This is a genomic window from Mycobacterium sp. UNC410CL29Cvi84, from assembly GCF_000686745.1.
GTDB lineage: Bacteria > Actinomycetota > Actinomycetes > Mycobacteriales > Mycobacteriaceae > Mycobacterium > Mycobacterium mucogenicum_B.
Window position 1 is genome coordinate 389,973 of record NZ_JMLM01000001.1, and the last position, 26,114, is coordinate 416,086.

Consider the following 26,114-nt stretch of genomic DNA (forward strand, 5'->3'; position numbering starts at 1 on the left):
TTCTAACGCTCAGAAAATCCCTCGATCGGGTCGCCCGCGGCGGCCCAGTCGTCGACGACTGTCGTGACCGTGCCCGGGGTCGTGCCGCTACGCAGGAGCTCCAGCAGCCGCTCGCAATCGGCGCGCGGCCCCTGTGCGACGACGTGCACCCGGCCGTCCGGCTTGTTGCTGGCGTAGCCCGTGAGGCCCAGCTCCAGCGCCCTGGCCCGGGTCCACCACCGGAACCCGACGCCCTGTACCTGGCCGTGCACCCAGGCCGACAGCCGGACCACGTCGGCGGAGCCGACAATCGGGCCTTCAGCGGTCACTCGGCAAACTCGAACGTGACCTCGGTGCCCGCCTTGAGCGTGCGGCCGACCGTGCAGACCTTGTCGATGGCCCGCTCGACGACGATCTTGAGCCGCTTGATCTCGTCTTCGGACAGGCTCGAGAGGTCCAACTCCATGGATTCCTGCAACAGCGGGTAGACCTCGTTCTCCCGGTCCGGCGGCCCCGACACCCGGATGGTGGTCTGGTAGTCGTCGCCGAGGCGGGTCCGCAACGGCGCATCGCTGCTCATCCCGCTGCACGCCGCCAACGCGATCTTGAGCAATTCCCCCGGGGTGAAGACGCCCTCGACGTCCTCGGACCCGACGAGGACCTCGGCTCCTCGCGAGCTGTGCCCGGTGTAGCGGCGCACCCCGGTCCGTTCGACCCACAGTTCCGTCATGGCTCATTTGTACCGTGCCGACGGCACTGTTCCTGCAGGGAACCTTGTTGAGGCCCAGGTAATGTCAGGGGCCGCACAACTCTCGGGGGGAGAGATCACATGACGTACCCACCGCAAGGCCCGTATCCAGGCCCGTCCGGGTACCTGCAGCAGGGCCCGTACGCCGTCGGCCAACCGGTTGCTCCCGGCTACCCCGCTTACGGACCGCCCGCCGCATATGGCCCGCCGGGATACGGTCCGGTGCCCGGTCAGCCGATGCCTTACGGCTATCCCGGTGCCACACCGCCGAACTCCGGTGGTCCGGGCAAGTGGATCCTCATCGTCGGCGCCGTGGTGCTGGTCCTGGTCCTCGGTGGCGTGGGCATCTACGCGTTGACCGGTTCCTCCGACGACGACCAGTCCACGTCCGCGAGCAGCGCGGGCAGTCAGTCGGGCCAGACGCGCAGCGGTGGAACCGCCCCTAGAACGTCGAGTGGCGCCAATTCAGAGGAAGACGAGATTCGCCAATTCCTGGCCACGTTCGGTGGCGGCGACATCGCCTCGATCTCCTGCGCCAACGACCGCAAGTTCTTCGGTCAGGCGGGCGGCGGCGCATTCGGCAGCATGCCGGTGCCGAAGGTCGCAGGTGACCCGGAGAGCATGAAAGCCCTCGACATCAACGTCACCGGTGACCGCGCCACGGTCCAGCCCCCGGGGTCGTCGCAGGTTGCGATCTGGCTGCGTAAAGAAGGCGGCGAGTGGAAGCTCTGCTCCACTGACAACCCGGTGTTCAAGAACCTTCCCGGGATGAAGTAACGCCCGAGGCTGACCGGCGTTTCCGGTGGTAGACGGCCCAGCGGTGTTAACTTGGACGGCAAGCACAGTTCACAGGGAGCGACCAGACATGACCTATCCCCCGCTCGGGCCGCAGCCAGGCGGTCAGCCGTGGCAGCAGCCGCAGCAGCCGGCACCCGGGTTCCCGCCGAGCGGCTACGGCCAGCCGGGATACGGCCAATCCCAGCCCGCCTACGGGCAGCCCACCTACGGACAGCCCGCCTACGGTCAGCCGGCGTATGGCCAACCGGCCTACGGCCAGCCCGGGTACGGACAGCCGCCGGGTTACCCGCCGATGGGCCCGGGGTTCCCCGGCGCACCGCAACCCAAGTCGAACGGCCCGAAGTGGGCCCTGATCGGTGGGCTCGCGGCCATCGTCGTCGTCGGCATCGTGCTCGCCGTGGTCCTGGTCACCAATTCCGGCGGTGGGCTCAGCGCACTGGGCGGCAATTCCGATGAGGATCAGATTCGGAGCCTGATGAGCTCGGGGCCGTCGTCGATCAAAGAGCGCTCGTGCGAGAACGACCAGAAGTTCTTCAGCAAGTTCCCCGGCATCGCCGACAGCACGGGCACCAATCCGACCGGGGCCAAGGGCAAGGCGACCGTCGACAGCGTCAACGTGACCGGGGATACCGCCACCGCGGAAGTCACCGCGACGTCGAGCAGCGGCCTGGAGCGTTCCGGCACCCTCTACTTCCGCAAGGAAAGCGGCGAGTGGAAGATCTGCTTCACCGACTCACCGCAGCTGAAGCAGCTGCAGAACCTGCCCGGCATGAAGTAATCGACCTGTGACTTACCCGGCCGCTGTTGGCATTTCGGGTAACGGCGCTGGTGTTACGTTGGACACCAAGCACAGTCCACAGGGAGCGCGCAGACATGACCTATCCCCCGTCCGGTTCGGATCCGGGCGCCCAGCCCTGGCAGCCGCCACAGCAGCCGACCGAGGGATACGGCCAGCCTGCGTACGGTCCACCGGCCTATGGGCAACCGGTCTACGGGCAGCCTGACTACGGCCAACCCGCCTACGGCCAACCCACGTACGGGCAGCCGGCCTACGGACAGCCCGTGTACGGACAGCCTGGCTATGGACAGGCGCCCTACGGTCAACCGGCCTATGGACCGCCGCCCGGATACCCGATGGGGCCCGGCTTCCCGGGTCAGCCGGGGTTCCCGCCGCCCACACCGCCCAACAACACCCGTAAGTGGGCGCTCATCGGCGCGGCGATCTGCGCCGTCGTCCTCGTGATCGGGGTCGTCGTCGCGGTGGTGGCGACACGCTCCGATTCCGGTTCGGACACCGCGTCCGGCGGTGGCCAGGTGTCGATCGGCGGGTCGTCGACGGACGAGGACAAGATCCGCGACCTGATGACGTCGCAGATCGATACCTTTGACGACTTCAAGGCGCACTCCTGCGCGAACGACGTGAAGCTGTACGACAAGGTGCCGTCGATCGCGGGCAAGTTCGGCAAGGGCAGCGACAGCGACGCCGGCCCCGGTTCGACCAAGAGCGCCGAGATCACCGACATCAACGTCAACGGCGATCGCGCGACGGTGAACGTCAAGTCGGCCAGCGGGGTCACCAGCGTTCCACTGCGCAAAGAAGGCGGCGAGTGGAAGTTCTGCATGACCGATTCGCCGAAGTTCAAGGGCATTCCCGGGCTGAAGTAGCCCGGACCGTCAGATCGGTCGCGGAATGCGTGGCCGCGGTTGGCATTTCGGACAGTAGTACGACGAGCGGTTCATGAACTTCTCCCGCCGGATCGCCGTGCCACAGCGGCGGCACGGCTCCCCTTCCTGGCCATAGGCGTCCAGCGACCGGTCGAAGTACCCGGACTCTCCGTTGACGTTGACGTACAGCGAGTCGAATGACGTGCCGCCTTGTGCCAGAGCCGAATTCATCACGTCGGCCGCGTGCACGAGGAGCTCCCCCAGCCGGCGGCGAGCCAGCGCCGAGGCCGGGCGAAACCCGTTGACCTGCGCCCGCCACAGCGATTCGTCGGCATAGATGTTGCCGACACCGGACACGACGGTCTGGTCCAGCAGCTGACGCTTGATCTCGGAGTCCTTGCGCCGCAAGACATTCACCACGGCATCAGGATCAAATGCGGGATCCAGCGGATCACGGGCGATGTGCGCCACCGGCACCGGCACGACGCTGCCGTCGACCTCGACCAGGTCGCACACCTGCCAACCACCGAAAGTCCGTTGGTCGACGAAACTCAGTTCGGTGCCGTCGTCGAGCACGGCCGCGATGCGCAGGTGCGACGGCCGGGCCGGCGGCCCGATCAGCATCTGGCCACTCATGCCAAGGTGCACCACGAGCGCCTCGTCACCGTCGAGGGTCAGCCACAGGTACTTGCCGCGGCGGCCCGTCCCGGTGATCCGGCGTCCGGCCAGCCGGCCGGCCAGATCAGCGGGACCGTTGTCGTGCCGTCGCACGGCGCGCGGGTGCAGCACCCGTACCGTGGTGAAACCTTTTGCCACGACATGTGATTCGAGGCCGCGGCGGACGACCTCGACCTCTGGAAGCTCAGGCATTGCTGACGGCGTCGGGATCGACCGCGGGGCTGGCCTCCAGCGCCTGGTACGCCGCCGCGGCGGCGTGCTGTTCGGCTTCCTTCTTGGTGCGCCCGGTGCCTTCGCCGTAGTCGATGCCGCCCACCACCGCCCGTGCGGTGAACTCCTTGTCGTGCTCCGGACCGGTGGACGTCACGACGTACGAGGGGACGCCGATCCGGCGGGCCGCGGACAGCTCCTGCAGGCTGGTTTTCCAGTCCAGACCCGCACCGAGACTCGCCGCGGTATCGAGCGCGGCGCTGAACAGCCCCATCACCACGGTTTGGGCCACCTCATGGCCGTGCTCGACATACGTTGCACCGAGCAGTGATTCGAGTCCGTCGGCCAGCAGGTTCGCCTTCTGGGCACCGCCGCTGGCCATCTCGCCGCGGCCCAGCAGCAGGTAGCTACCCAGCCCGTCGGGGGTGAGGCTGCGCGCGATCTCGGCCAGCGCCTGGGTGTTCACCACCGCGGACTTGAGCTTGGCCAGCTCGCCTTCACTCCGGTCCGGGTAGCGGCGGAAAATCTCGGCCGTGATCACCAATCCGAGCACGGCGTCGCCCAGGAACTCCAGCCGTTCGTTGGTCGGCAGGCCGCCGTTCTCGTACGCGTAGCTGCGGTGGGTCAGCGCCACGGTCAGCAGATCATCGGGCAACTGCACGCCCAGCGCCGCCAGCAGCGGCGCACGATCTACCGTCACGAACCGCCCTCCGACGAAGCCCCGTCGGCGTCGGAGGTCTCGGGCAGCAGCGCCGACAACTTCGCCCATCGCGGGTCGATCTTGTCGTGGTGATGGTCCGGTTCGGCATCGAGCAGGCGCACACCACAATCCGGGCACAGCCCCGGGCAGTCCGGCGTGCACAGCGGCGAGAACGGCAGCGACAGCCCGACCTCGTCGATGATCGACTGTTCGAGATCGACGGCGTCGTCGACGACGTGGCCGACCTCGTCTTCCTCGGTGGTGGCCTCGGTCGCGCTGTCGGGATACGCGAACAGCTCGGTGAGGTCGACGGTGACGTGCCCGGACATCGGGTTGAGGCACCGCGAACACTCGCCGGTGGTCGGCGCGGACACCGACCCCGTCACCAGCACGCCCTCCGACACCGACTGCAGTAGCAGGTCGAGTTCGATGGGCGCCCCGGGCGCGATCGCCATCAGATCCAGGCCGATCCGCTCGGGACTGGGCACGGTTTCGACGTGCGTGATCATCGACCCGGGCCGGCGGCCCAATCGGGCAATGTCAATGGTCAGCGGACTCGGGCCAGGCATTCCTCAATCCTACGTCGGCGCCGATCATCGACCGGACACCATTCCCGCAAAGCGGTTCAGCGCTGGGCGTAGTCGTGCGTGCCGGCAGCGGTACGCAGCTGGTGCCGGCCCCGGCTGACCGAGCGCAGCGTGCCCTGGAGGTGCTCCTCGAACTCGGCGAGCTTGGTGTCGACGTAGATGTCGCACTCGCCGCGCAGTCGGTCGGCCTCGGCGTGCGCGGAGTCGATCATGCGGGTGGCCTCGGCGTGGGCGGTCTGAACGACCTCGGTCTCGGACACCAGGCGCTGCTGCTCCTTGATGCCCTCCTGCACGGCCTTCTCGTAGGACAGATTGCCGCTCTCCAGCAGCCGGTCGACCTCGGCCTTGGCCCGGTTGGTGCTGGCCTCGTACTCACGCTTGGCGGTGCTGGCGATCCGGTTGGCCTCTTCGCGGGCCTCGACGACCATGCGCTCGCTGTGTGCGCGCGCCTCGGAGACCATGCGGTCGGCCTGCGCCTTCGCGTCGGCCAGCAGCCGGTCCGCCTCGGCACGGGCGTGGTTGACCAGCGAATCCGCCTCGGCCGTGGCCGACGACACCATCGAGTCGGCGTGCTGCTTGGCCTCGCGCAGCATCCCGTCGCGGGCGTCCAGGACGTCCTGGGCGTCGTCCAGCTCGCCGGGGATCGCGTCCTTGATGTCGTCGAGAAGTTCCAGAACATCGCCCCGCGGCACCATGCAGCCCGCGGTCATCGGCACTCCGCGTGCCTCTTCCACGATCGCGCCGAGCTCGTCCAGCGCCTCAAATACTCGGTACACGGCAACATCCTCCAGGCGTAGTTGGTTGTTACCAGTGTGCCTGTTGTTACTCGTGTGACTGGGCTTTGGCGGCCGGTGTGTCGCGAACAGGATTTGCTTGTTCGCTGACTCTGCCGCTGAGGCGCAGAAGTACAAGTAGCCCGAGCCCGGGTAACAGGACCGGCGATGACGTCCCGTCGGCTCTGCCAACAGGGCGCACAAGTGCGGGACGGCCGGGCCGTCACCGCGGGGTCAACGCCCTCAGCCGGCCAGCTTGGCCTGCAGCCGCTTGTTCACCACCGGCGGCAGCAGGTCGGTGACGTCACCCCCGAGGGCCGCCACCTCCTTGGCCAACGACGACGACACGAACGAGAACTGCGGCTTGGTCGCGACGAAGAACGTGTCGACGCCGGCGACGTGCCGGTTCATCTGAGCCATCTGCAGCTCGTACTCGAAGTCGGTGCCGGTGCGCAGGCCCTTGACGATGGCCGTCAGCCCGCGCGACCGGGCGAAGTCGACGACGAGACCCGACCCGGCCTCGGCGCGCAGGTTCGGCAGATGCGACGTCGCCTCGGTGATCATCGCGATGCGTTCCTCCGCGGTGAACATGCCCTTCTTGTTGGGGTTCACCAGCACCGCCACGACCACCTCGTCGAACTGGGCCGCCGCCCGCTCGAAGACATCGAGGTGACCAAGGGTTATCGGATCGAAGGATCCCGGGCAGACCGCACCACTCATAGCCCATGACGGTACAAGGCGCGGCGGCGTCAGTCCCGACTGGTCAGAGGAGTCCACTCCGCCATTTCGAGTCGGGTGTCGCCGTACCGCCGCTCCTTCAGCACGGTCCAGCCGGCCGGCCAGACGAGCGCCGGACCGGACGCCGGGCGCTCGATCACCGCGATGGCGCCATCGGCCAACCAGCCACCCGAAACAAGCTGTCCGACAACGGCTTCCACGTCGGCGGCCGGCACGTCGTAGGGCGGGTCCGCGAACACCAGGTCCACCGGCCGCGGCGCCGACGTCGCCGCCACACTGGATGCCGTACCGCAACGGACGACGGCGCCGTCGACCCCGAGCTCGGCGATGTTCCGCGAGATCACCGCCGCGGCGCGCCGGTCGGCCTCCACGAACAGGGCCGACGCCGCACCGCGTGACAACGCCTCCAGCCCGAGCGCACCTGACCCGGCGTACAGATCGAGGACCCGGGCCCCGTCGAAGTCCACCCGGGCCGCCAGCACGTTGAACAGCGACTCGCGGACCCGATCCGTCGTCGGCCGAGTCCCTTTGGCGGGCACCGAGATCCGGCGGCCGCCGTGGCGGCCGCCGATGATCCGGGTCAGCTGATCACCACGAGCAGATCACCACCTTCCACGCCCGCGGTGGGCGTGACGGCGATCCGCGCGACGGTACCGGCCTTGGGTGCGGTGATGGCCGCCTCCATCTTCATGGCCTCGATGGTGGCGATGGTCTGGCCCGCGTCGACCTGGTCACCGACCGCGACGCCGACCGTGACGACGCCCGCGAACGGCGCGGCGACATGGTCCGGGTTGGTGCGGTCGGCCTTCTCGGCGGCCGGCACGTCCGCGGCGATGGCGCGGTCGCGCACCAGCACGGGCCGCAGCTGCCCGTTGATCAGGCACAGCACGGTGCGCATGCCGCGCTCGTCGGGCTCGGACACTGCTTCCAGTCCGATGAGCAGCTCGACGCCCTTCTCCAGCTGCACGCGGTGCTCTTCGCCGCGGCGCAGGCCGTAGAAGAACTGGTTGGCGCTCAGCCGCGAGGTGTCGCCGTACTCCTCGCGGTGCGCCAGGAACTCCTTCGTCGGACCGGGGAACAGCAGCCGGTTCAGCGCACCCTGGCGCACGGGGCCGGGGGTGGCCAGCTGGGCCTCGTCCTCCGCTGTCAGCTGCTGCTCGGGCCGGGCCGGGCCGCGCCCCTCCAATGCCTTGCTGCGCAACGGCTCCGGCCAACCGCCGGGCGGGTCGCCGAGCTCGCCGCGCAGGAAGCCGATGACGCTGTCCGGGATGTCGTAGCGCGACGGGTCGGTCGCGAAATCATCGGCGGTGACGTGGGCACCGACCAGCGACAGCGCCAGGTCACCGACCACCTTGCTCGACGGCGTCACCTTGACCAACCGGCCCAGGACGCGGTCGGCGCCGGCGTAGGCGTTCTCGATCTCCTCGAACCGGTCCCCCAGGCCCAGCGCAATCGCCTGCTGGCGCAGGTTGCTCAGCTGGCCGCCGGGGATTTCGTGGGTGTAGACGCGACCGGTCGGCGCCGGCAGACCGGACTCGAACGGCGCGTACACCCGGCGCAGCGCCTCCCAGTACGGCTCCAGGTCGCAGACCGCCTCCAGCGACAGCCCGGTGTCGTACTGCGTGTGCGCGGCCGCCGCGACGATGGACGACAGCGCGGGCTGGCTGGTGGTGCCGGCCAGCGGCGCCGAGGCACCGTCGACCGCGTCGGCGCCGGCGTACCAGGCGGCCATGTAGGTCGCGAGCTGCCCACCCGGGGTGTCGTGCGTGTGCACGTGCACCGGCAGGTCGAAGCGAGACTTCAACGCGGACACCAGTTTTGCCGCGGCCGGCGGGCGCAGCAGACCGGCCATGTCCTTGATGGCCAGCACGTGCGCACCGGCTTCGACGATCTCGTCGGCGAGCTTGAGCCAGTAGTCCAGCGTGTAGATCGTCTCGCCCGGATTCATCAGGTCGCCGGTGTAGGACATCGCGACTTCGGCCACCGCGGAACCGGTTTCGCGCACCGCCTCGATGGCGGGGCGCATGGACGACACGTTGTTGAGCGCATCGAAGATCCGGAAGATGTCGATGCCGGTCGCCGTGGCTTCCTCGACGAACGCCGACGTCACCAGCTCCGGATACGGCGTGTAGCCGACGGTGTTGCGGCCGCGCAGCAGCATCTGCAGACAGATGTTGGGCATCGCCTCACGCAGTGCGGCCAGGCGCTCCCACGGATCTTCCTTCAGAAAGCGAAGGCCCACATCGTAAGTGGCGCCACCCCAACACTCGACCGACAGCAACTGCGGCGTCAACCGGGCGATGTACGGAGCGATCTCCAGCAGGCCGGTGGACCGCACGCGGGTCGCCAGCAGCGACTGGTGCGCGTCACGGAAGGTGGTGTCGGTGACGCCGACGGCCGGGGTGTCACGCAGCCAGCGCGCGAAGCCTTCCGGCCCCAGTTCGTCCAGCCGCTGCTTCGACCCCGCGGGCGGAGCCGCCTTCAGGTCGACGGCGGGCAGCTTGTCGCGCGGGTACACGGCCGCCGGGCGCGGCCCGTGCGGCTGGTTGACCGTGACATCAGCCAGGTAGTTGAGGATCTTGGTGCCGCGGTCGGCGCTACTGCGGGCGGTCAGCAGCTGCGGACGCTGGTCGATGAACGACGTCGTCACCTTTCCGGCGACGAAGTCGGGGTCGTCGAGCACCGCCTGCAGGAACGGGATGTTCGTCGAGACGCCGCGGATACGGAACTCGGCCAGGGCCCGCTTGGCCCGCGCCACGGCCGTCGTCAAATCCCTTCCGCGACAGGTCAATTTGACCAGCATGGAGTCGAAGTGGGCCGACACCTCGGCGCCGAGGTTGGTGCCGCCGTCGAGCCGGATGCCGGCGCCGCCCGGCGTGCGGTAGGCGGTGATGCGGCCGGTGTCGGGACGGAAGCCGTTGGCGGGGTCCTCGGTGGTGATGCGGCACTGCAGCGCGGCGCCGCGCGCCTGCATGGTCTCCTGGCTCAGGCCCAGCTCCTCGAGCGACGAGCCGGAGGCGATACACAACTGCGACGCGACGAGGTCGACCGCGGTGATCTCCTCGGTGACGGTGTGCTCGACCTGGATGCGCGGGTTCATCTCGATGAACACATGCTGGCCGCGCTCGTCGACGAGGAACTCGACGGTGCCGGCGCACGTGTAGCCGATCTGCCGGGCGAAGGCCACGGCGTCGTTACACATGCGCTCCCGCAGTTCGGGATCCAGGTTCGGCGCGGGCGCCAGCTCGATGACCTTCTGGTGCCGACGCTGGACGCTGCAGTCGCGCTCGAACAGGTGCATGACGTTGCCGTGGGTGTCGGCGAGGATCTGCACCTCGATGTGCCGTGGGTTGACGACGGCCTGCTCCAGGAACACCGTCGGGTCACCGAACGCCGAATCGGCTTCGCGGGACGCGGCTTCGATGGCCTCGCGCAGGTCGGCCGGGTCGGCCACGCGGCGCATACCGCGGCCGCCACCACCGGCGACGGCCTTGACGAACAACGGGAACTGCATGTGCTCGGCGGCGGCGAGGAGGTCGTCGACCGACGACGACGGCTCCGACGAGGCCAGCACGGGCAGCCCGGCGGCGCGGGCCGATTCGATGGCGCGCGCCTTGTTGCCGGTCAGTTCGAGGATGTCGGAGCTGGGTCCGACGAAGGTGATGCCCGCGGCGGCGCAGGCGGCCGCCAGTTCGGGGTTCTCCGACAGGAAGCCATATCCCGGGTAGATCGCGTCGGCGCCGCACGCCAACGCGGTCGCGACGATGTCGTCGACGTTCAGGTACGCCCGGACTGGATGGCCTTTCTCCCCGATCTGATACGACTCGTCAGCCTTGAGCCGATGCAGCGAGTTGCGGTCCTCGAACGGGTACACCGCGACGGTGGCGATACCCAGTTCGTTGGCTGCGCGAAAGGCCCGGATCGCGATCTCACCGCGGTTGGCCACCAGGAGTTTGGAAATCACCCAGTGACCCTAGCGGTTACGGCCAGCTGAAGCACTAGATCAGCGTGGACCAATAGCTCCAGAATCGATCAAGGATCAGCAGGGCGATCGCGGTGATCCACACGGCGTACAGCGGCCACCGCCACTGGTACAGGGTGTCCACCACTTTGTTGCCAGCAGCCAAGGGCCGCAACGCAATTGACGCCACCACGATCAACAGCGCCACGGTGACGACCCAGACCACCATGCAGTACGGGCACAGGGCGCCGATCTCGTACAGGCTCTGGTAGATCAGCCAGTGCACGAACACCGTGCCCAGCAGCGTGCCACCGGCCAGACCCGCCCAGTACCACCGCGGCAGCCGAACGCCCGCGACGGCAAGCACACCGGTCACGATCACGACGCTGAAGGCGGCGATGCCCAGGAGCGGGTTCGGGAACCCGAACAGCGAGGCCTGTTTGGTCAGCATCACCGACCCGCAGGACAGCACCGGGTTGATGCTGCACGACGGGACGTACGACGGGTTCTGCAGCTGCCGGACCTTCTCGACCGTCAGCACGAACGCGGCGAGTTCGCCGATGATGCCGGCGAGGAGAATCCAGACGGCGGCGGGGCGGCTGACCGCCACGCCCGCCTGCCGCTGCGAGGTGTCGACGTCGGTCACTGGTGCGGTGCCGGAGCGGGCTGCGGTGCCGGGGCGCCCGGTGCCGGAGCGGCGGGGGCCGCCGGTGCGGCGGGCAGGTTCGGCAGATCCGGCGCGACGGCCTTGATCTTCTCGATCAGGCTGTTCGGGTCACCGTTCGGGACGAGGCTGGTCTCGGTGCCGTTGATCTTGATGGTCGGGGTGCCCTGAATCTCGGCGTTGCGGGCCATGTTGTTGACCATCTCGGTGTAGACGCCGTTCTCGACGCACTTGCTGAGCGGATCATTCGGGCCGACGGCGACACCGGACTGGCGCGCGTACTCCAGCAGCTTGGCGTTGTCGGGGAACGACGCCGCGGTCTCCTCGGGCTGGTTCTTGTACAGCGCTTCGTGGAAGCGCCGGAACGCAGCCTTGTCCTCGTCGGCGACGCAGTACGCCATGGCGCCGGCGCGCGTCGAGTACGACTTCGGGTCGCCGCGGCCGATGATCGAGACGATGTTGTAGTCGACGGCGATGTCGCCGTTGTCGATCAGCTTGGCGATCGTCGGGCCGTACGTCTTCTCGAAGACGCCGCAGACCGGGCAGAGGAAATCCTCGTAGATCGTCAGGGTGACCTTCGGATCCTTGGTGCCGGGGTTGGTGACGACGTTGCTCGCCGCGATCTGGACCGCCTGTACCTTGTGCGGGTCGGCCTTGGGCTTGCCGTTCATGACGATGTACGCCACCAGTACCACCGCGAAGATGATGACAAGCGCGGTCAGCCCGCCCTTGACCACCCAGTCCCGCTTGCGGTCCGCAGCCTTCAGGTCATAGCTGGCGTTCTTCGATGACTTCGACGATTTCGACGGCACGGCGTCAAGGGTACCGACGCCGTCCCCGAACTCGGCCGGAGCCGTACCTCAGCGGGTGAGGTGAGCCCGGAACGCGGAGATGAAGTCCGCCGTCGCGACCGCGCTGTCGCCGCCGAGGGGGAAGAAGTTCGCGAAGGCGTGGACCAGGGACCCGTACCTGCGGTGGTCCACCGGCACCCCGGCGGCGGCCAGTGCCGCGGCGTAGGCGTCGCCTTCGTCGCGCAGCGGATCGAACCCACCGGTGAGCACCAGCGCGGGCGGCAGCCCCGACAGATCCTCTGCCAGCAGCGGCGACACCCGCGGATCCGCCGGATCGAGCGCCGATTCTGCGAGGTAGTTGGCCCGGAACCAGTCCATGTCGACCTTGCTCAGGAAGTAGCCGTCGGCGAACAGCACCTTCGACCGCGTGTCCCCCGCGAAATTCGTGACCGGATAGATCAGCAGCTGCAGGGCTGGCAGCGGCGCATGGTTGTCGCGGGCCCGCTGCGACACGACAGCCGCCAGGTTGCCGCCGGCGCTGTCACCGCCCACCGCGATCTTCGCCGGGTCGGCGCCCAGCCGCGCCGCGTTCTCCACGCACCAGAGATAGGTGGCGTAGCAGTCGTCGGAGGCGGCCGGAGCCGGATGCTCGGGAGCCAGCCGGTACTCGACGGAGACGACGTGCACGCCGGCGTCGCGGCTGATCAGCCGGCACAGCCCGTCATGTGACTCGATACCGCCGACGACGAATCCGCCGCCGTGAAAGAAGACCAGCAGCGGCGCGGGACCGGTGCCGTCGGGCTGGTAGTGCCGCGCGCGCAGGGGTTCGACCGGACCGGGAACCGTGAAGTCGGTCGTCGTGACGGCGATCGCCGGGTCGAGGTACTGCGACAACGCCAGCAGCTGAGTGCGCGAGACGTTGATGTCGCTGCTCACGACCAGGCCCCCGGCGCCGGTGGCGTTCTGCGCCGCCAGCATCAGCTGCAGAGTGGTGTCCAGGGTGTTGCCGTCGATCGTGACGCGACGCCCGCCGAGCAGCACGCGCTTCAGCTGATCGGGAATCTTGGGAAGGATGCGCAGGGCGATGCCGCCGGCCCGGGTCAGGACCGCCAGGCGCAGGCGACTCGGCCGTCCCGCGGCCGGATGCTCTGGCCGGACGACCAGTTCGACGTCGGTTGTCACTGCCGCCGGCACAGCGTCGCCTGGCATGCTCATGGTCATGGCTGATCCTTCAGGTGCTCCGAGTCCAACACTGACGCTCAACGACGGTACGTCCATTCCGGTGGTGGGTCTCGGGGTGTGGCAGACACCGGCCGAGGACACCGAACGCGCCGTCAGTGCAGCATTGCACGCCGGATATCGCCATATCGACACCGCGGCGGCCTACGGCAACGAAGACGGCGTCGGACGGGCCGTCGCCGCCTCCGGCCTCCCGCGCGAAGAGGTCTACATCACCACCAAGCTGTGGAACTCCGAACAGGGTTACGAGAAGACCCTCGCCGCGTTCGACGCCAGCATGGCGCGGTTGGGGCTCGACTACCTCGACCTCTACCTCATCCACTGGCCGACGCCCGCGCAGAACCTGTTCATCGACACCTTCAAGGCTTTCGCGCACCTGCGTGACCAGGGGCGAATCCGCGCGATCGGTGTCAGCAACTTCGAGCCCGAGCACCTCAAACTGCTCATCGACGCCACCGGGATCGTGCCCGCGGTGAACCAGATCGAACTGCATCCGCGACTGCCGCAGGCCGAGCTGCGCGAAACGCACGCCCGCTACGGGATCGCCACCGAGGCCTGGAGTCCGCTGGGGCAGGGTTCCCTGCTCGAGGACCCGATCGTCACCGCCATCGCAGAGCGACACGGAAAAACGCCAGCGCAGGTGCTGATTAGGTGGCATATCCAGCTGGGTAATATCGTCATCCCGAAATCGGTGAACCCAGACCGGATTGCGAGCAATTTCAACGTGTTTGATTTCGAGCTGAGCGAAGCGGACATCGCGTCCATCGCGACCCTCGACAACGGCACCCGCCTGGGCCCGGATCCACGAACATTCAACTTCACAGGGTAGGTGACATGGCCTCCGCAGAGATTCCCAATGTGGCGCTCCACGACGACAATACGATTCCGGCGCTTGGCCTCGGCGTCGCCGAGCTGTCGGACGCCGACACCGAGCGTGCCGTCTCAGCCGCGCTCGAGATGGGTATCCGCCTGATCGACACCGCCGCCGTCTACGGCAACGAGGAAGCCGTCGGGCGGGCCATCGCGTCGTCGGGCATCCCGCGCGCCGAGATCTTCGTGACGACCAAGCTGGCCAACGCCGACCAGGGTTTCCAGGCCGGCCAGGACGCATTCAAGGTCAGCCTCGACAAGCTCGGCCTGGAGTACGTGGACCTCTACATGATCCACTGGCCCGCCGGCGACATCAGCAAGTACGTGGACAGCTGGGGCGCCCTGATCAAGCTGCACAACGACGGCACCGCGAAGTCGATCGGCGTCTGCAACTTCACCGACGAGGACCTGTCGACCATCATCGACCTGAGCTACGTCAGCCCGGTCGTCAACCAGATCGAGCTGCACCCGCTGCTGAACCAGTCGGCGCTGCGCGCGGTGCACGCCGAGCGCGGCATCGTCACGCAGGCCTACAGCCCGCTGGGCGTCGGCAACCTGCTGACCCACCCGACCGTGCAGTCCATCGCCGCCGAGTACGGCAAGACCCCGGCGCAGGTGCTGATCCGCTGGAACCTGCAGCTCGGCAACTCGGTCATCCCCCGCTCGTCGTCGCCGGAGCGCATCGCCGAGAACCTCGACGTGTTCGGCTTCGAGCTGGCTGCCGAGCACATGGACGCCCTGAACGGGCTGGACGACGGCACCCGCTACCGCCCGGACCCCGCCACCTACACCGGCATCTGAGGCCGCCGGCGGTTCATCAACCGCTACCGACACAAATGGTCGTTCTCCCCTGGGGAGGACGACCATTTGTGTTTGGCGCGAACGATTTTGGGTAGTCGCGACGGGCGACTGCGCTCCCCTGTCACAGATGTGCCCAGTGGGTCACGTGTGTCGATTGTGGAAAAACTCGCAGCAATTGATTCGTGTTAACTATCCCACTATTACCTCCGGTGCGTTAATTTGATATTGCGTCCATTTATTCCGGCGCAACCAGACATCATCGAGCAGGGGGTTCGAGAAATGGTTCACTCATTCAGGAACACTTCGCAATTAACGACTCCGACAATTGGTCGCCTCTCCCAGCGCTTGCTAATGGGCGCGGCAACAATTGGACTGGGCGCATTGCTATTCACATTCGGAGCGGGCACGGCGCAGGCCGACACCTCCACCTCCGGGGTCACGAGCCACGCCAACGCACCCACCTCGAGTAGCCCGGTGGGCGGCATCGCAGGCGCGCTCGACGGCACGGTGAAGACCGTTGCCGGTGCGCTCCACGGCACCACCAAGACCCTGGCCGCCGACCTCAACGGCACCACCCACACCGTCGCCGCCGACCTCGACGGCACGACCAAGACCGTCGCCGGCGGACTCCACAACACCACCAAGACGGCCGCGGGCGCACTCGATGGCACCACCAAGACCGTCGCCGGTGCACTCAACGGCACCTTGAAGACCATCGGCGGCATTTTCGGACGCCGCTGAACAGGTCCCACGACAGGCAGGAGCGAATTTGGCATCAGGCTGCGGCGAAATATCGACAGAACACTGAATCGACGGCATTCCGGCATCCAATTCAGTAGCCCCGCTATCGATTATTTCGTCGTGTCCGCCGAATGAGATGAGCAGATATTGGTTGCCGAGTTGCGGTAGCTCGGCAACCAATATCTGCGCAATTCGCGCCAGACCCTATTCGAATTAGCCGGTTCGCCACCTAGACACATTCCAGCAAATGACCAACCGCCATTTGTTGTGCAGAATCACCCATACCGGCAACAAAACCGCAGAAGCTCGGTGATGTACTACGACCTAGCCCGTCGGGCAGGTGGCCGCGGCATCCCGTAAGACGGGCACCGACGGCGCGTCCACGGGCAGCCCATAGCCACGCAGCACCGCGATGTACTGCACCGCATACTGGCACCAGAAGCCATGGTTCGGCGGCATCCAGTCCGAGGGCTGCTTGTCGCCCTTGTCCTGGTTCGCTTTCCCCGACACCGCGAGCAGATTCGCCGGATCGTTGGCGAATCGGAGCCGGAGCTCGTCGTTCCAGTCCCTGGCCCCGAGGTCCCAGGCCAGCGCAAGCGGCACGATGTGATCGATCTGCACCGCCGCGCCGATCTGGTTGCCGCGCGTGAAGGCGATGGTGTCGTTCGTGTACGGGTCGCGCAGCACACCGGTCTTCACCGCCTGCGGGCACCGCTTCAGCGACACGACGGTCTTGTCGGTCAGATCCCGGTTCAGGATGTCGTTGCGGGTGTCGCAGCCGTTGTGGCCCTCGGGCGCCGAATTGTCGTCGGTCCAGGACTCGCCGAACGCTGCGCGCCGGTAGTTCGGGTCGCGCACGCGCCGCGGGATGACCGCCAGGCCCGCCAGGAGGTCGGTACCGGGGACGACAGTCGGGACGACGGCACCGTCGACGCCATCGGCGACCGCGGCCGGCTCGTCGGCCGTACCGACCTGGATGGCCACCACCACCGCCAGCACCACAGCCGCCACCAACCACAGCAGGCGCTTCACGCCTTGTCCAGGTACTCGACGCGATCGGTGTCGACGAACTGCGCGGCCAGTGCGGACATGCCCGGATCATCCGGATTCTGCGCGTACGCCGCCTGGCAGAAGGCGCGGGCCGACTCGATGACTTCCTGATGGTCGGCCAGCGACAGGAACCGCAGGTGCCCGGCCCGCCCGGATTGGTTGAGGCCCAGGACGTCACCCTCGCGGCGCTCCTGCAGGTCGAGATCGGCCAGTTCGAAGCCATCGAGGGTCCCGGCCACCGCCTCCAGCCGGGCGCCGGCCTTCGATCCCGGCGGCAGCTTGGTCGCGAGCAGGCACAGGCTGGCGTGTGAGCCGCGGCCGATGCGGCCGCGCAGCTGGTGCAACTGGCTGATGCCGAAGCGGTCCGCGTCCATCACGACCATGACCGTCGAGTTGGGCACGTCGACGCCGACCTCGATGACGGTGGTACACACCAGCACATCGATCTGTCCGGCCCGGAAGGCCGACATGATGGCGTCCTTCTCGTCGCCGGGCAGCCGGCCGTGCATGAGCCCCAGCTTCAGGCCCTCCAGCGGCCCCGCGCGCAGCTTGTCGTACAGCTCGACGACGGTGACCGGCGGTGGACCGGCCTGATTCTTCTCGTCACCCGTCTTGTCGTTCTCGTCGATCCGGGAGGCCACCACGTAGGCCTGCCGGCCGGCCGCGACCTCTTCACGGATGCGGGCCCACGCCCGGTCGAGCCACGCCGGCTTCTGGGTGACGAAGATGGTCTTGGTGTCGATCGGCTGCCGGCCCCGCGGCAGCTCCCGCATGGTCGAGGTCTCCAGATCGCCGTACACGGTCAGCGCGACGGTACGCGGGATCGGGGTCGCCGTCATCACCAGCAGGTGCGGCGTCAGACCGTCGGGAGCCTTGGCGCGCAAGCGGTCTCGCTGTTCCACCCCGAACCGGTGCTGCTCGTCGACCACCACCATGCCGAGCCGGTCGAACTCCACCGCGTCCTGCAGCAGGGCGTGGGTGCCGATGACGATGCCGGCCCGCCCGCTCGCCACCTCCTCGCGCACCTGCCGTTTCTGTTGCGCGGTCATGGATCCGGTCAGCAGCGCCACCGACGTCGCATCGTCGGGGGCACCGAGCTGGCCCGCCATGGCGAGCGGCCCCAGCACGTCGCGAACGGACCGCGCGTGTTGCACGGCAAGCACTTCCGTCGGGGCGAGCAGCGCGCACTGGTATCCGGCGTCGACCATCTGCAGCATGGCGATCAGCGAGACGATGGTCTTGCCCGAGCCGACCTCGCCCTGCAGCATCCGGTTCATGGGGCGGGACTCGGACAGCTCGGCCGACAGCACCTCGAGCACGTCACGTTGGCCCGCGGTCAACTCGAACGGCAGCCGGTCACGCAGGGCGGCCGCGAGACCGGTGTCGATCGGCGGCGCCGGCGGACCGGATTGCGACTGGGTGCCGTGCCGACGGGCGGCCAGTGCCCACTGCAGCCCGGCGGCCTCGTCGAAAGTCAGCCGCTCCCTGGCCTGTTCGCGATCGGCTTCGCGCTCGCCGAGGTGGATGCCGCGCAGCGCCTGGTCCTCCGAGATCAGGCCGCGCTGCGCGCGGATGGATTCCGGCAGCGGGTCGGATATCGGGTCCAGCACGGCGAGCACCTGCAGGATGCACGCGTAGATGTCCCAGCTCTGCACCTTGGCGCATGCCGAGTAGATCGGGAAGAACTCCCGCTCGAACGCCGACATCTGCAGTTCGCCGTGCATCTTCTCGGAGGCGTCGGCGATCTTCTTGAGCGCCGGCGAACCGAACGTGCGGCCGGCGCCGGAACTCAGGACCAGGTGCGCGGGATGCGTCAATTGCATTGTGCGCCCGTAGAATCCGACCACGCCCGACAGCATCACCCGGGTGCCCTCGACGAGGGATTTCTTGAGGAACTTGGCGTTGAAGAAGGTCGCGGTGACCTTCGGGTTGCGATTCCCGAGGGTCACCACCAGGTATTCGCGCTTGGGCGCCCGATTGGTCCAGCGCGTCTCCGCCTTGGTGATGACGTCGACGAACGTGACGTGGTCGCCTTCCTCGGGCAGCTCGGTGTCTTCGCCGAGCACCGTCATACCCTGGCTGTACTTGCGCGGATAGTGCCGCAACAGATCGTTGACGGTGCGGATGCCGAGGAATTCTTCCAGCGGCGCCGCCGATTTCGCGCCCAGTACGTGCACCAGTGAGTCGGTCAGCGCGACCACCGCTACTCCACCCCTATCAGTAACGCGTCGCCGCGGTGACCGGTGTGATAGGTCACCAACTCGGCCGCCAGGTGCTCCTGGCGCACGTGTTCGGCGAGCGCGACGCCCACCTCGGCGTCGACACCCGCGCCGGTCAGCACCGTGACCAGTTCTCCGCCCGACGACAGCAGCAGGTCGATCAGCCCGCTGGCGGCACTGACCAGATCGTGCCCGACGATCAGCACCTCGTCACCGGCGATGCCCAGCCCGTCCCCCGGACGGCACCGCCCGGCCCACGTCAGCGCCGCCTCGGTGGCGATCCGTACCGATCCGTGCCGGGCGCCTGCCGCCGCGCGCGCCATGTTGTAACCGTCGTCGACGGCCTGCCGGGCCGGGTCGTGCACGGCCAGCGCCGCCAGTCCCTGCACCATGGATCCGGCCGGTACCGGCACGACGTCCATGCCCCAGCTGATTGCCGTGGCGCAGCCGGCCACCAACTCCTCGGCGGCCAGAAAACCGTTGGGCAGCACCATGATCTGCGCGGCACCCGTGCCGACCAGCCCGGCCAGGAACTGCTGCGCACTGACCGGTCCGTCGCCGGGCCGCAGCACGTGCGCGCCCTCGCCGCCGAACAGTTCCCCCGCGCCGTCGCCGTCGACGATCGCCAGCACGGCGCGGTCGCGGCTCCAGCCGCCGGACGGGCGGGCCCCGGCCGCCCCGATCAGCGCGGTGACCTGAATCCGGCTGACGGTGCCCAGATCGAGGGCGGCCTCGATCGCGGCGCCGGCGTCGTCGGCGTGCACATGCACGCTGTATTGGACGCCGGCGATCGCGGCGGCGATGGCAACCGATTCACCGAGTCGCAGCAGCCGGGCGCGCAGGACCTCGACGTTGTCCGGGTCGCAGTCGCCCAGCAGGTACATCACCTCGAATTGTGGTGCTGCGCCGTTGATTTCGTGGTGGTCATGGTGGTCGTGACCGTGCTCTGCCCGCGCCTGCCCGGGTTGGTACTGAGGCCGGGGCGTCGAGCCGCCGGACAGCGTCACGGTCAGGGCGTCGAGCAGGACCAGCAGGCCGCGTCCGCCGGCGTCGACGACACCCGCTTCCGCGAGCACGTCGAGCTGATCGGTGGTGCGCTCGAGCGCTGCCGCGGCGGCATCCGAGACGGCGGCGGCCATCGTCGCGAGGTCGGTCACCCCGTCCTGACTCTCGGCTTCCAGCGCGGCCGCCTGCAGCACCGACACGATGGTTCCGGGCACGGTCTGCCCGACCGACGCGACGGCCAGTACCTGGGCGTGGTGCAGGGCCGCGGTGAACTCCGGCGCCGTGATCTCGCCGCACTCCCTGTCCTCACCGCGTTGCAACGCGGCCTCGGCGACCACGTCGGCCACGCCGCGGAGGATCTGCGACAGGATGACGCCCGAGTTGCCCCGGGCGCCGTGCAACGCCCCGGCCGACAACGCGGCCGACACCGCCACCACGTCATTGCCCGCCGTCTTGACGGCCTCGTCGGCCTGCGCGGCGGCAGCACGCATGGTGAACAGCATGTTGGTGCCGGTGTCGGAGTCGGCGACGGGATAGACGTTCAGCCGGTTGATCTCGTCGGTGTGGGCGATGAGGTGCAGGACCGCGGTGTGCGCCCAGTCGCGCAAGGCGATCCCATCCAGCGGACGGGGTGTGCGACCCACGCCAGCTGACATGTGACCTCCATCGCGTCCGCCCGGGTTCACCCCGATTCTCCAGTCGCCCGCCGGGTGCCCCTCGGCGCCCCGCCAGCCTAGCCACTGGCCCCGACAAATCTCCTGACCAGCTCCCGTGGAACCGCCGTCACCAGACCCATTTTGGTGATCGTCGGGCCGCCCGGTATCCTGGTCAGGTTGTCTGTTCGCGCCGCACAACCCTGTGGCCGTCGGACTCAGACCCCAAGTACTGATTTTCGAGGAGTTCTTCATGGCCGCCGTGTGCGACATCTGCGGAAAGGGACCGGGCTTCGGCATGTCCGTCTCGCACTCCCACCGTCGGACCAACCGCCGCTGGGATCCGAACATCCAGACCGTGCGTGCCGTCGACCGTCCGGGTGGCAACCGCAAGCGCGTCAACGCCTGCACCTCCTGCCTCAAGGCCGGCAAGGTCACCCGCGGCTAGTTTCGGCTACCGCCGGGCGGATTCGTTCCGCCTGACAACTGAAAGCTTCACACCTAAGCGCTGCACGAATCCCGTGCAGCGCTTTCGTGTGTCTTCAGTTCGCACTGTCGGTTGAGCGTGCGTCCACGCTGCGGCCTACTCGCACGATTACGCCCAGGACGCAGGGTCAACTCGATATCAGCGCTCAGAGCCGTTGACTCTCACGTGAGGGCGCACCTCACTCGAACAAATACGCCCTGGGTACAGGGTCAACGTGCACACAGCGCTAGGGCAGGCGCCAGTCGATGGGTTCGGCGCCGAGGCGCGTCAGCAGCTCGTTGGCCCGGCTGAACGGCCGGGACCCGAAGAACCCGCGTGACGCCGACAGCGGCGACGGGTGCACCGATTCGATGCTCGCGCAGCGTTCGCCGGTCAGCATGGGCTTGAGGGTCTGCGCGTCCCGGCCCCACAACACCGCCACGAGCGGCTGCGGCCGCGCGATCAGCGCGTTGATCGCGCATTCGGTGACGGCCTCCCAGCCTTTCCCGCGGTGCGACGCGGGATTGCCCGGCCGGACCGTCAGCACCCTGTTCAGCATCATGACGCCCTGTTTCGACCACGGGCTCAGGTCACCGCAACTGGGCGGCTCGTAACCCAGGTCGGCGGTGTACTCGGTGAAGATGTTGGACAGGCTGCGCGGCAGCGGCCGCACGTCGGGTGCCACCGAGAAACTCAGCCCGACGGCATGCCCGGGCGTCGGATAGGGGTCCTGGCCGACGATCAGCACCCGCACCTCGTCAAAGGGGAAGGTGAAGGCGCGCAACACGTTCTCCCCCGCCGGCAGATAGCCGTGGCCGGCCGCGTTCTCGGCGCGCAGGAATTCACCCATCGCGGTGATTTGCGGGGCGACGGGCTCCAGGGCCGCGGCCCAGCCGGGGTCGATCAGGTCGTGCAGGGGTCGGGCAGTCACGCCAGTACCTTACTGACCGAACGATTCCCAGCCGCCGACTCCATGCCAGGGCGCGCCGTCGACCGTCACGCGCGGGTCCCCCGAACCGACCGTCCCGATCGCCCGCCACCCCACGGGCAGTGCGCCACCGAAGGTGCCGACCAGCACGTGATCCTCGCCGCCGCCGAGCACCCAGTCGCGGGCGTCAGCGCCCAACATCGCGGCCGCCGGCGTCAACATCGCCACGTCGGCCTCGAGCGCTGCCATCGACAGGTCGATCGCCACACCCGAAGCCGCCGCGATGTGGCCGAGGTCGGCGACCAGGCCGTCGGACACGTCCGTCAAGGCCGTCGCGCCCGCCGCCGCGGCAGCCGGTCCCTGGCCATAGGCCACGTGCGGCACCAGATGCCGTCGGCGCAACTCGTCGAACTCGTGGATACCCTTGCGCCACAAGTCATATCCCGCTCCCGACCAGCCCACGTCACCGACCACCGCGACGGCGTCCCCCGGTTGCGCACCGGAGAGCAGCACGGGCGGGCGGCCACCCAGGTCACCGAGCACCGTCACCGACACCACCCACTGCGGCGCGGCCACCAGATCACCACCCACGATTCCGGCACCGAATTTCGTTGCCTCCGACCACATTCCGTCGGACAGCCGCTGCGCGTCCGCGGCCTCCGTGTCGACCGGCGCCCCGAAGCCGACGACGAACGCGTAGGCCCGCCCGCCCATGGCCTCGATGTCCGCGGCATTCTGCGCAATTGCCTTGCGCCCCACGTCATGCGGCGTCGACCAGTCCCGCCGGAAATGCCGGCCCTCGACCAGCATGTCGGTGGACACCACGACCCGGCCGTCGGCGACCGTCAGCAGGGCGGCATCGTCACCCGGGCCGACGACGACTTCGGCGGGCTGGGTGCGGCGGGCGGTGATCCGCCCGATGAACGCGAACTCGCCGAGCCCCGCCAGGGTCTCCCCGGATTCCGCGCTGGTCATGGTGGTGGAGTCTATGCAGGCTCACCGCCGTCAGCTTCCCCGGGCGGCGGGCGCTTAGAGTGGCCGTCATGACCGAACCCGGTGACCGCAACGATCTGACGGGCGATCCGGATGGGCCGCCCCGCGGCGCCATCATCGCTGCCGTCGTCGTGGCGGTCGCCGCGATCGTCGGTCTGCTCGCGTATGCCGCGCTGCGGCAGGCACCTGCCGACAAGCCCGTTGCGCTCCCGCTCGCCGGCGCCCCGGCACCGCAGGCCGACAGCGACCAGTGCCGAGCCCTCCTCGCGACGCTGCCGGACACCATGGGCGACTTCCGGCGGGCGACGCTCGCCGACCCCGCCCCGGCCGGCGCCGCGGCGTGGCTGGGCCCGACCGGCATCGACACGGTGGTGCTGCGCTGCGGCGTCGAGCGGCCCGACGATTTCGTCGTCGGCGCGCCGCTGCAGATGGTCAATGCGGTGTCGTGGTTCGAGGCCAGCGGACCGAGTGCCAGTACCTGGTACGCAGTCGACCACGGCACGCCGGCCACCTACGTCGCGCTGACGCTGCCGCAGGGCTCCGGTCCCACGCCAATCCAGACCATCTCCGAGCTCATCGAAAAGGTGATGCCGGCCCGCCCGCTGGACCCGGCACCGGCTCGCTAGCGCAGGCCCGTCCCGCGCCGGAGCGCGGTGTCCACCATGACACTGAGCAGTGTGGCGTAGTCGACCCCACTGGCCGCCCACATCTGCGGGTACATCGAGATGGTGGTGAAGCCGGGCATGGTGTTGATCTCGTTGATCACCGGCCCGTTCTCGGTCAGGAAGAAGTCGACGCGCGCGAGGCCCTGGCAGTCCAGCGCCTTGAACGCGCGGATGGCCAATTGCCTGATCTCGTCGGCGGTTTCGTCGTCGACCTTGGCGGGCACGTCGAGCTCGGCGGCGTCCTCGAGGTACTTGGTGGCGAAGTCGTAGAACCCGCCACCCACGCGAATCTCGCCCAGCTCGCTGGCCGCGACACGGCCGTCCGGGTACTCCAGCACACCGCATTCCACTTCGCGGCCCGGCATCGCGGCTTCGACGATCACCTTCGGATCATGTTGGCGCGCATAGGCGATGGCCTGATCCAGCTCGTCCCACGTGGCAACGCGGCTGACGCCGATGGACGATCCACCGCGGGCCGGCTTCACGAACACCGGCAGTCCCAGGCGCTCACGGTCATCCAGGCTCAGCGTCACATCGCGCGGCCGCAGCACCACCTGGTCGCCGATGGGCAGGCCGTCGGCGGCCAGCAGCTTCTTGGTGAATTCCTTGTCCATGCCGGCCGCGCTGGCCAGCACACCGGCGCCGACGTACGGCACGCCGGCCAGTTCCAGCAGGCCCTGGATGGTGCCGTCCTCGCCGTACGGTCCGTGCAGCACCGGGAAGACGACGTCGACGGCCGTCAGCACCTGCGCGACGCCGTCCTGCAGCGACAGCAGTTCACCGCGGCGGTTCGGATCGGCGGCCAGCGTCAGCGCGGTGCCGGACGCCTCGGTGACACCCGGCAGCTGTCCGTCGGTGATAGCGAGGGTCTCCGGGCGGCCGTCTCCCAGCACCCAGGATCCCTCCGGGGTGATGCCGACGGCGACGACCTCGTAGCGGGCCGGGTCCAGGTTGCGCAGGATGCTCCCGGCCGAAACACAGGAGATGGCGTGCTCCGAACTGCGTCCGCCGTAAACGACGGCGACCCGGGTACGGCCGGTGGCTCCTGAGGATTGAGGGGCAGTCACAACCTAGAGAGGCTACCTGGCTACCCCAGTGCACCCGTGATGTCGGCCAGCAGGTCGTCGGTGTCCTCGATGCCGAGCGATATCCGCGCAAAACCCGGCTCGACCGCATCGCCCCAGCGTGCGCGCCTGTCGACCGAGGTGTGGATGCCGCCGAAACTGGTCGCGGCGACGAGCAGCCGGCTGCGGTTCACGAGGTCCCGGACGGCGGCGGCATCGGCCAGCTCGATCGCGATCAGGCCGCCGAAGCGTCGCATCTGATCGCGGGCGACGGCATGCGCCGGATCGGTCGGCAGGCCGGGATATCGCACCGCCCGCACGGCGGGGTGCCCTTCGAGCGTCATCGCCAGGGCGAGCGCGTTGCCGCACTGGCGCTCGAACCGCAGACCGGCGGTGCCGAGACTCCGGAGCGCCAACCAGGCCTCGAAGTGGCCGAGGATCGCGCCGGCCAGCAGCCGGTCCCGTTCGATGGCGGCCATGAGCTCGCGGTGGCACCCGGCGACGTAGCCGGCGATCAGATCGCTGTGCCCGGACAGCCCCTTCGTCGCGCTGGCGACCACCAGATCCGCGCCGAGCGACAGGGGTCGCTGGCCCAGTGGCGTCGCGGCGGTGTTGTCGACCACCAGGGTCGCGCCGCGGGCACGGCAGATCGTGGACAGCCGGTGCAGGTCGACGACGTCCAGCGTCGGGTTGACCGGAGATTCGGCGAGCACGACGTCGGCGCCCACGGCGGCGTCGTACATCTGCGCGGCGCTCGCCTCGATCACCGTGACGCCGCGGGCCGCGAGATGCTCGGCCGCGTATCGGCGCACCTGGTAGTAACCGTCGGCGGGGACCACCAGAGTGGTGCCCGGGGTCGCCAGTACCCGCAGCGCCGACGAAATGGCGGCCATTCCCGAGGAGAACGTGAGCGCCGACACGGCACCCTCCAGTTCGGCCAGAGCCGATTCCAGTTGGCGCCAAGCCGGATTGGAGTTGCGGCCGTAGAAGTCCAGACCGTCCGATTCATCGTCGGACAAGTGGTAGGCCGCCACCGGAACCGGCGGCGGCGCCACCGGCTGTCCTGGAACCCGTTGCGACGCAGTCGCTTTGACGCTACGGGTGGAGTCGCCGAGCTGACCGTCCACG

27 protein-coding genes are annotated in these 26,114 nt (G+C 68.5%); 8 read left to right on the forward strand and 19 right to left on the reverse strand.

Translation table 11 applies throughout. The features are described 5' to 3' along the window. Positions 1 to 2 precede the first annotated feature (2 nt). Entirely contained in the window at positions 3 to 308 is a 306-nt protein-coding gene (locus BR47_RS0101975; protein WP_020103785.1) for an acylphosphatase, read from the reverse strand. Further along, positions 305 to 709, reverse strand: coding sequence for an OsmC family protein (locus BR47_RS0101980; RefSeq protein WP_020103786.1), 405 nt, complete (start codon positions 707 to 709; stop codon positions 305 to 307). The genes BR47_RS0101975 and BR47_RS0101980 overlap by 4 nt, the downstream gene beginning before the upstream one ends. 99 nt (positions 710 to 808) lie before the next feature. On the opposite strand from BR47_RS0101980, the gene BR47_RS0101985 reads away from it, so the two are divergent. From BR47_RS0101985 to BR47_RS31860, 3 genes are all read left to right on the forward strand, one after another. Next, the gene (locus BR47_RS0101985) at positions 809 to 1,504 is read left to right on the forward strand and encodes a hypothetical protein (RefSeq protein ID WP_081831165.1); all 696 of its coding nucleotides are present in this window, start codon (positions 809 to 811) and stop codon (positions 1,502 to 1,504) included. Positions 1,505 to 1,592: 88 nt separating this feature from the next. Then, on the forward strand, positions 1,593 to 2,303 hold the full coding sequence (locus tag BR47_RS29445; RefSeq protein WP_020103789.1) for an Rv0361 family membrane protein: 711 nt from the start codon (positions 1,593 to 1,595) through the stop codon (positions 2,301 to 2,303). Positions 2,304 to 2,398: 95 nt separating this feature from the next. Beyond that, positions 2,399 to 3,190: an Rv0361 family membrane protein gene (locus BR47_RS31860; RefSeq protein WP_051634554.1), complete on the forward strand. Its 792-nt coding sequence runs from the start codon at positions 2,399 to 2,401 to the stop codon at positions 3,188 to 3,190. Positions 3,191 to 3,199: 9 nt separating this feature from the next. Here BR47_RS31860 and mutM read toward each other — a convergent pair whose 3' ends face one another. The 10 genes from mutM to BR47_RS0102045 form a co-directional block, all read right to left on the reverse strand. Next, a complete protein-coding gene (gene mutM / locus BR47_RS0102000) occupies positions 3,200 to 4,060 on the reverse strand; it encodes a bifunctional DNA-formamidopyrimidine glycosylase/DNA-(apurinic or apyrimidinic site) lyase (RefSeq protein WP_020103791.1) in 861 nt (286 codons plus the stop codon). After that, entirely contained in the window at positions 4,053 to 4,778 is a 726-nt protein-coding gene (gene rnc, locus BR47_RS0102005) for a ribonuclease III (RefSeq protein WP_020103792.1), read from the reverse strand. Before rnc ends, mutM begins: the two co-directional genes overlap by 8 nt. Next, complete coding sequence (locus tag BR47_RS0102010) at positions 4,775 to 5,347, reverse strand: YceD family protein (RefSeq protein WP_171024441.1); 573 nt, start codon at positions 5,345 to 5,347, stop codon at positions 4,775 to 4,777. The genes rnc and BR47_RS0102010 overlap by 4 nt, the downstream gene beginning before the upstream one ends. Positions 5,348 to 5,403: 56 nt before the next feature. Next, positions 5,404 to 6,141 (reverse strand): cell division protein SepIVA, encoded by a 738-nt coding sequence (sepIVA, locus tag BR47_RS0102015; RefSeq protein ID WP_020103794.1) that lies wholly within the window; start codon positions 6,139 to 6,141, stop codon positions 5,404 to 5,406. Between the two features lie 240 nt (positions 6,142 to 6,381). Beyond that, positions 6,382 to 6,858 (reverse strand): pantetheine-phosphate adenylyltransferase, encoded by a 477-nt coding sequence (coaD, locus tag BR47_RS0102020; RefSeq protein ID WP_020103795.1) that lies wholly within the window; start codon positions 6,856 to 6,858, stop codon positions 6,382 to 6,384. Between the two features lie 29 nt (positions 6,859 to 6,887). After that, the gene (rsmD, locus tag BR47_RS0102025; RefSeq protein WP_081831166.1) at positions 6,888 to 7,460 is read right to left on the reverse strand and encodes a 16S rRNA (guanine(966)-N(2))-methyltransferase RsmD; all 573 of its coding nucleotides are present in this window, start codon (positions 7,458 to 7,460) and stop codon (positions 6,888 to 6,890) included. After that, a complete protein-coding gene (locus BR47_RS0102030) occupies positions 7,457 to 10,840 on the reverse strand; it encodes a pyruvate carboxylase (protein WP_029118427.1) in 3,384 nt (1,127 codons plus the stop codon). The genes rsmD and BR47_RS0102030 overlap by 4 nt, the downstream gene beginning before the upstream one ends. A 34-nt stretch (positions 10,841 to 10,874) precedes the next feature. Continuing rightward, positions 10,875 to 11,483 (reverse strand): vitamin K epoxide reductase family protein, encoded by a 609-nt coding sequence (locus tag BR47_RS0102035; RefSeq protein WP_029118428.1) that lies wholly within the window; start codon positions 11,481 to 11,483, stop codon positions 10,875 to 10,877. After that, entirely contained in the window at positions 11,480 to 12,313 is an 834-nt protein-coding gene (locus BR47_RS0102040) for a DsbA family protein (RefSeq protein ID WP_029118429.1), read from the reverse strand. Before BR47_RS0102040 ends, BR47_RS0102035 begins: the two co-directional genes overlap by 4 nt. A 48-nt stretch (positions 12,314 to 12,361) precedes the next feature. Next, a complete protein-coding gene (locus BR47_RS0102045) occupies positions 12,362 to 13,513 on the reverse strand; it encodes an alpha/beta hydrolase (protein ID WP_177127300.1) in 1,152 nt (383 codons plus the stop codon). On the opposite strand from BR47_RS0102045, the gene BR47_RS0102050 reads away from it, so the two are divergent. The 3 genes from BR47_RS0102050 to BR47_RS0102060 all read left to right on the forward strand — a co-directional run bounded on the left by BR47_RS0102050 (position 13,506) and on the right by BR47_RS0102060 (position 15,943). Beyond that, positions 13,506 to 14,360, forward strand: a complete 855-nt coding sequence (locus BR47_RS0102050; RefSeq protein ID WP_404822202.1) for an aldo/keto reductase — start codon at positions 13,506 to 13,508, stop codon at positions 14,358 to 14,360. The genes BR47_RS0102045 and BR47_RS0102050 overlap by 8 nt on opposite strands. Before the next feature lie 5 nt (positions 14,361 to 14,365). Next, positions 14,366 to 15,202, forward strand: coding sequence for an aldo/keto reductase (locus BR47_RS0102055; RefSeq protein WP_020103802.1), 837 nt, complete (start codon positions 14,366 to 14,368; stop codon positions 15,200 to 15,202). A gap of 381 nt (positions 15,203 to 15,583) precedes the next feature. Next, positions 15,584 to 15,943, forward strand: coding sequence for a hypothetical protein (locus BR47_RS0102060; RefSeq protein ID WP_131809957.1), 360 nt, complete (start codon positions 15,584 to 15,586; stop codon positions 15,941 to 15,943). Between the two features lie 324 nt (positions 15,944 to 16,267). On the opposite strand, the gene BR47_RS0102065 is transcribed toward BR47_RS0102060, so the two are convergent. The 3 genes from BR47_RS0102065 to BR47_RS0102075 are packed head-to-tail and all read right to left on the reverse strand — an operon-like array spanning position 16,268 to position 20,873. Beyond that, entirely contained in the window at positions 16,268 to 16,975 is a 708-nt protein-coding gene (locus BR47_RS0102065) for an HNH endonuclease family protein (RefSeq protein ID WP_029118431.1), read from the reverse strand. Then, the gene (gene recG / locus BR47_RS0102070) at positions 16,972 to 19,194 is read right to left on the reverse strand and encodes an ATP-dependent DNA helicase RecG (protein ID WP_029118432.1); all 2,223 of its coding nucleotides are present in this window, start codon (positions 19,192 to 19,194) and stop codon (positions 16,972 to 16,974) included. The genes BR47_RS0102065 and recG overlap by 4 nt, the downstream gene beginning before the upstream one ends. Before the next feature lie 2 nt (positions 19,195 to 19,196). Continuing rightward, on the reverse strand, positions 19,197 to 20,873 hold the full coding sequence (locus BR47_RS0102075; protein WP_029118433.1) for a DAK2 domain-containing protein: 1,677 nt from the start codon (positions 20,871 to 20,873) through the stop codon (positions 19,197 to 19,199). 250 nt (positions 20,874 to 21,123) lie between these two features. On the opposite strand from BR47_RS0102075, the gene rpmB reads away from it, so the two are divergent. Next, positions 21,124 to 21,318, forward strand: a complete 195-nt coding sequence (gene rpmB, locus BR47_RS0102085) for a 50S ribosomal protein L28 (protein ID WP_029105766.1) — start codon at positions 21,124 to 21,126, stop codon at positions 21,316 to 21,318. Between the two features lie 265 nt (positions 21,319 to 21,583). On the opposite strand, the gene BR47_RS0102090 is transcribed toward rpmB, so the two are convergent. Together BR47_RS0102090 and BR47_RS0102095 are read right to left on the reverse strand one after the other, a co-directional pair. Beyond that, positions 21,584 to 22,267, reverse strand: a complete 684-nt coding sequence (locus BR47_RS0102090; protein WP_029118434.1) for a uracil-DNA glycosylase — start codon at positions 22,265 to 22,267, stop codon at positions 21,584 to 21,586. A gap of 9 nt (positions 22,268 to 22,276) precedes the next feature. Next, complete coding sequence (locus BR47_RS0102095; RefSeq protein WP_029118435.1) at positions 22,277 to 23,239, reverse strand: thiamine-phosphate kinase; 963 nt, start codon at positions 23,237 to 23,239, stop codon at positions 22,277 to 22,279. Between the two features lie 68 nt (positions 23,240 to 23,307). Between BR47_RS0102095 and BR47_RS0102100 the strand changes: the two genes are divergently transcribed. Next, positions 23,308 to 23,883: a DUF3515 domain-containing protein gene (locus BR47_RS0102100; protein WP_051128610.1), complete on the forward strand. Its 576-nt coding sequence runs from the start codon at positions 23,308 to 23,310 to the stop codon at positions 23,881 to 23,883. Here the strand turns inward: BR47_RS0102100 and BR47_RS0102105 are convergent. After that, positions 23,880 to 24,989: a D-alanine--D-alanine ligase family protein gene (locus BR47_RS0102105; RefSeq protein ID WP_029118436.1), complete on the reverse strand. Its 1,110-nt coding sequence runs from the start codon at positions 24,987 to 24,989 to the stop codon at positions 23,880 to 23,882. The genes BR47_RS0102100 and BR47_RS0102105 overlap by 4 nt on opposite strands. A gap of 20 nt (positions 24,990 to 25,009) precedes the next feature. Continuing rightward, entirely contained in the window at positions 25,010 to 26,113 is a 1,104-nt protein-coding gene (locus BR47_RS0102110; protein WP_020103812.1) for a cystathionine gamma-lyase, read from the reverse strand. Position 26,114 lies beyond the last annotated feature (1 nt).

Excerpts from the sequence above, each read along its gene's own strand:
- BR47_RS0101985 (WP_081831165.1), top strand. The coding sequence starts at position 809 with ATGACGTACCCACCGCAAGGCCCGTATCCAGGCCCGTCCGGGTACCTG.
- BR47_RS31860 (WP_051634554.1), top strand. The coding sequence starts at position 2,399 with ATGACCTATCCCCCGTCCGGTTCGGATCCGGGCGCCCAGCCCTGGCAG.
- BR47_RS0102075 (WP_029118433.1), bottom strand. The coding sequence starts at position 20,873 with ATGTCAGCTGGCGTGGGTCGCACACCCCGTCCGCTGGATGGGATCGCC.
- coaD (WP_020103795.1), bottom strand. The coding sequence starts at position 6,858 with ATGAGTGGTGCGGTCTGCCCGGGATCCTTCGATCCGATAACCCTTGGT.
- BR47_RS0102050 (WP_404822202.1), top strand. The coding sequence starts at position 13,506 with ATGGTCATGGCTGATCCTTCAGGTGCTCCGAGTCCAACACTGACGCTC.
- BR47_RS29445 (WP_020103789.1), top strand. The coding sequence starts at position 1,593 with ATGACCTATCCCCCGCTCGGGCCGCAGCCAGGCGGTCAGCCGTGGCAG.
- mutM (WP_020103791.1), bottom strand. The coding sequence starts at position 4,060 with ATGCCTGAGCTTCCAGAGGTCGAGGTCGTCCGCCGCGGCCTCGAATCA.
- BR47_RS0101980 (WP_020103786.1), bottom strand. The coding sequence starts at position 709 with ATGACGGAACTGTGGGTCGAACGGACCGGGGTGCGCCGCTACACCGGG.
- BR47_RS0102045 (WP_177127300.1), bottom strand. The coding sequence starts at position 13,513 with ATGACCATGAGCATGCCAGGCGACGCTGTGCCGGCGGCAGTGACAACC.
- BR47_RS0102095 (WP_029118435.1), bottom strand. The coding sequence starts at position 23,239 with ATGACCAGCGCGGAATCCGGGGAGACCCTGGCGGGGCTCGGCGAGTTC.
- BR47_RS0102055 (WP_020103802.1), top strand. The coding sequence starts at position 14,366 with ATGGCCTCCGCAGAGATTCCCAATGTGGCGCTCCACGACGACAATACG.
- rpmB (WP_029105766.1), top strand. The coding sequence starts at position 21,124 with ATGGCCGCCGTGTGCGACATCTGCGGAAAGGGACCGGGCTTCGGCATG.
- BR47_RS0102100 (WP_051128610.1), top strand. The coding sequence starts at position 23,308 with ATGACCGAACCCGGTGACCGCAACGATCTGACGGGCGATCCGGATGGG.
- BR47_RS0102010 (WP_171024441.1), bottom strand. The coding sequence starts at position 5,347 with ATGCCTGGCCCGAGTCCGCTGACCATTGACATTGCCCGATTGGGCCGC.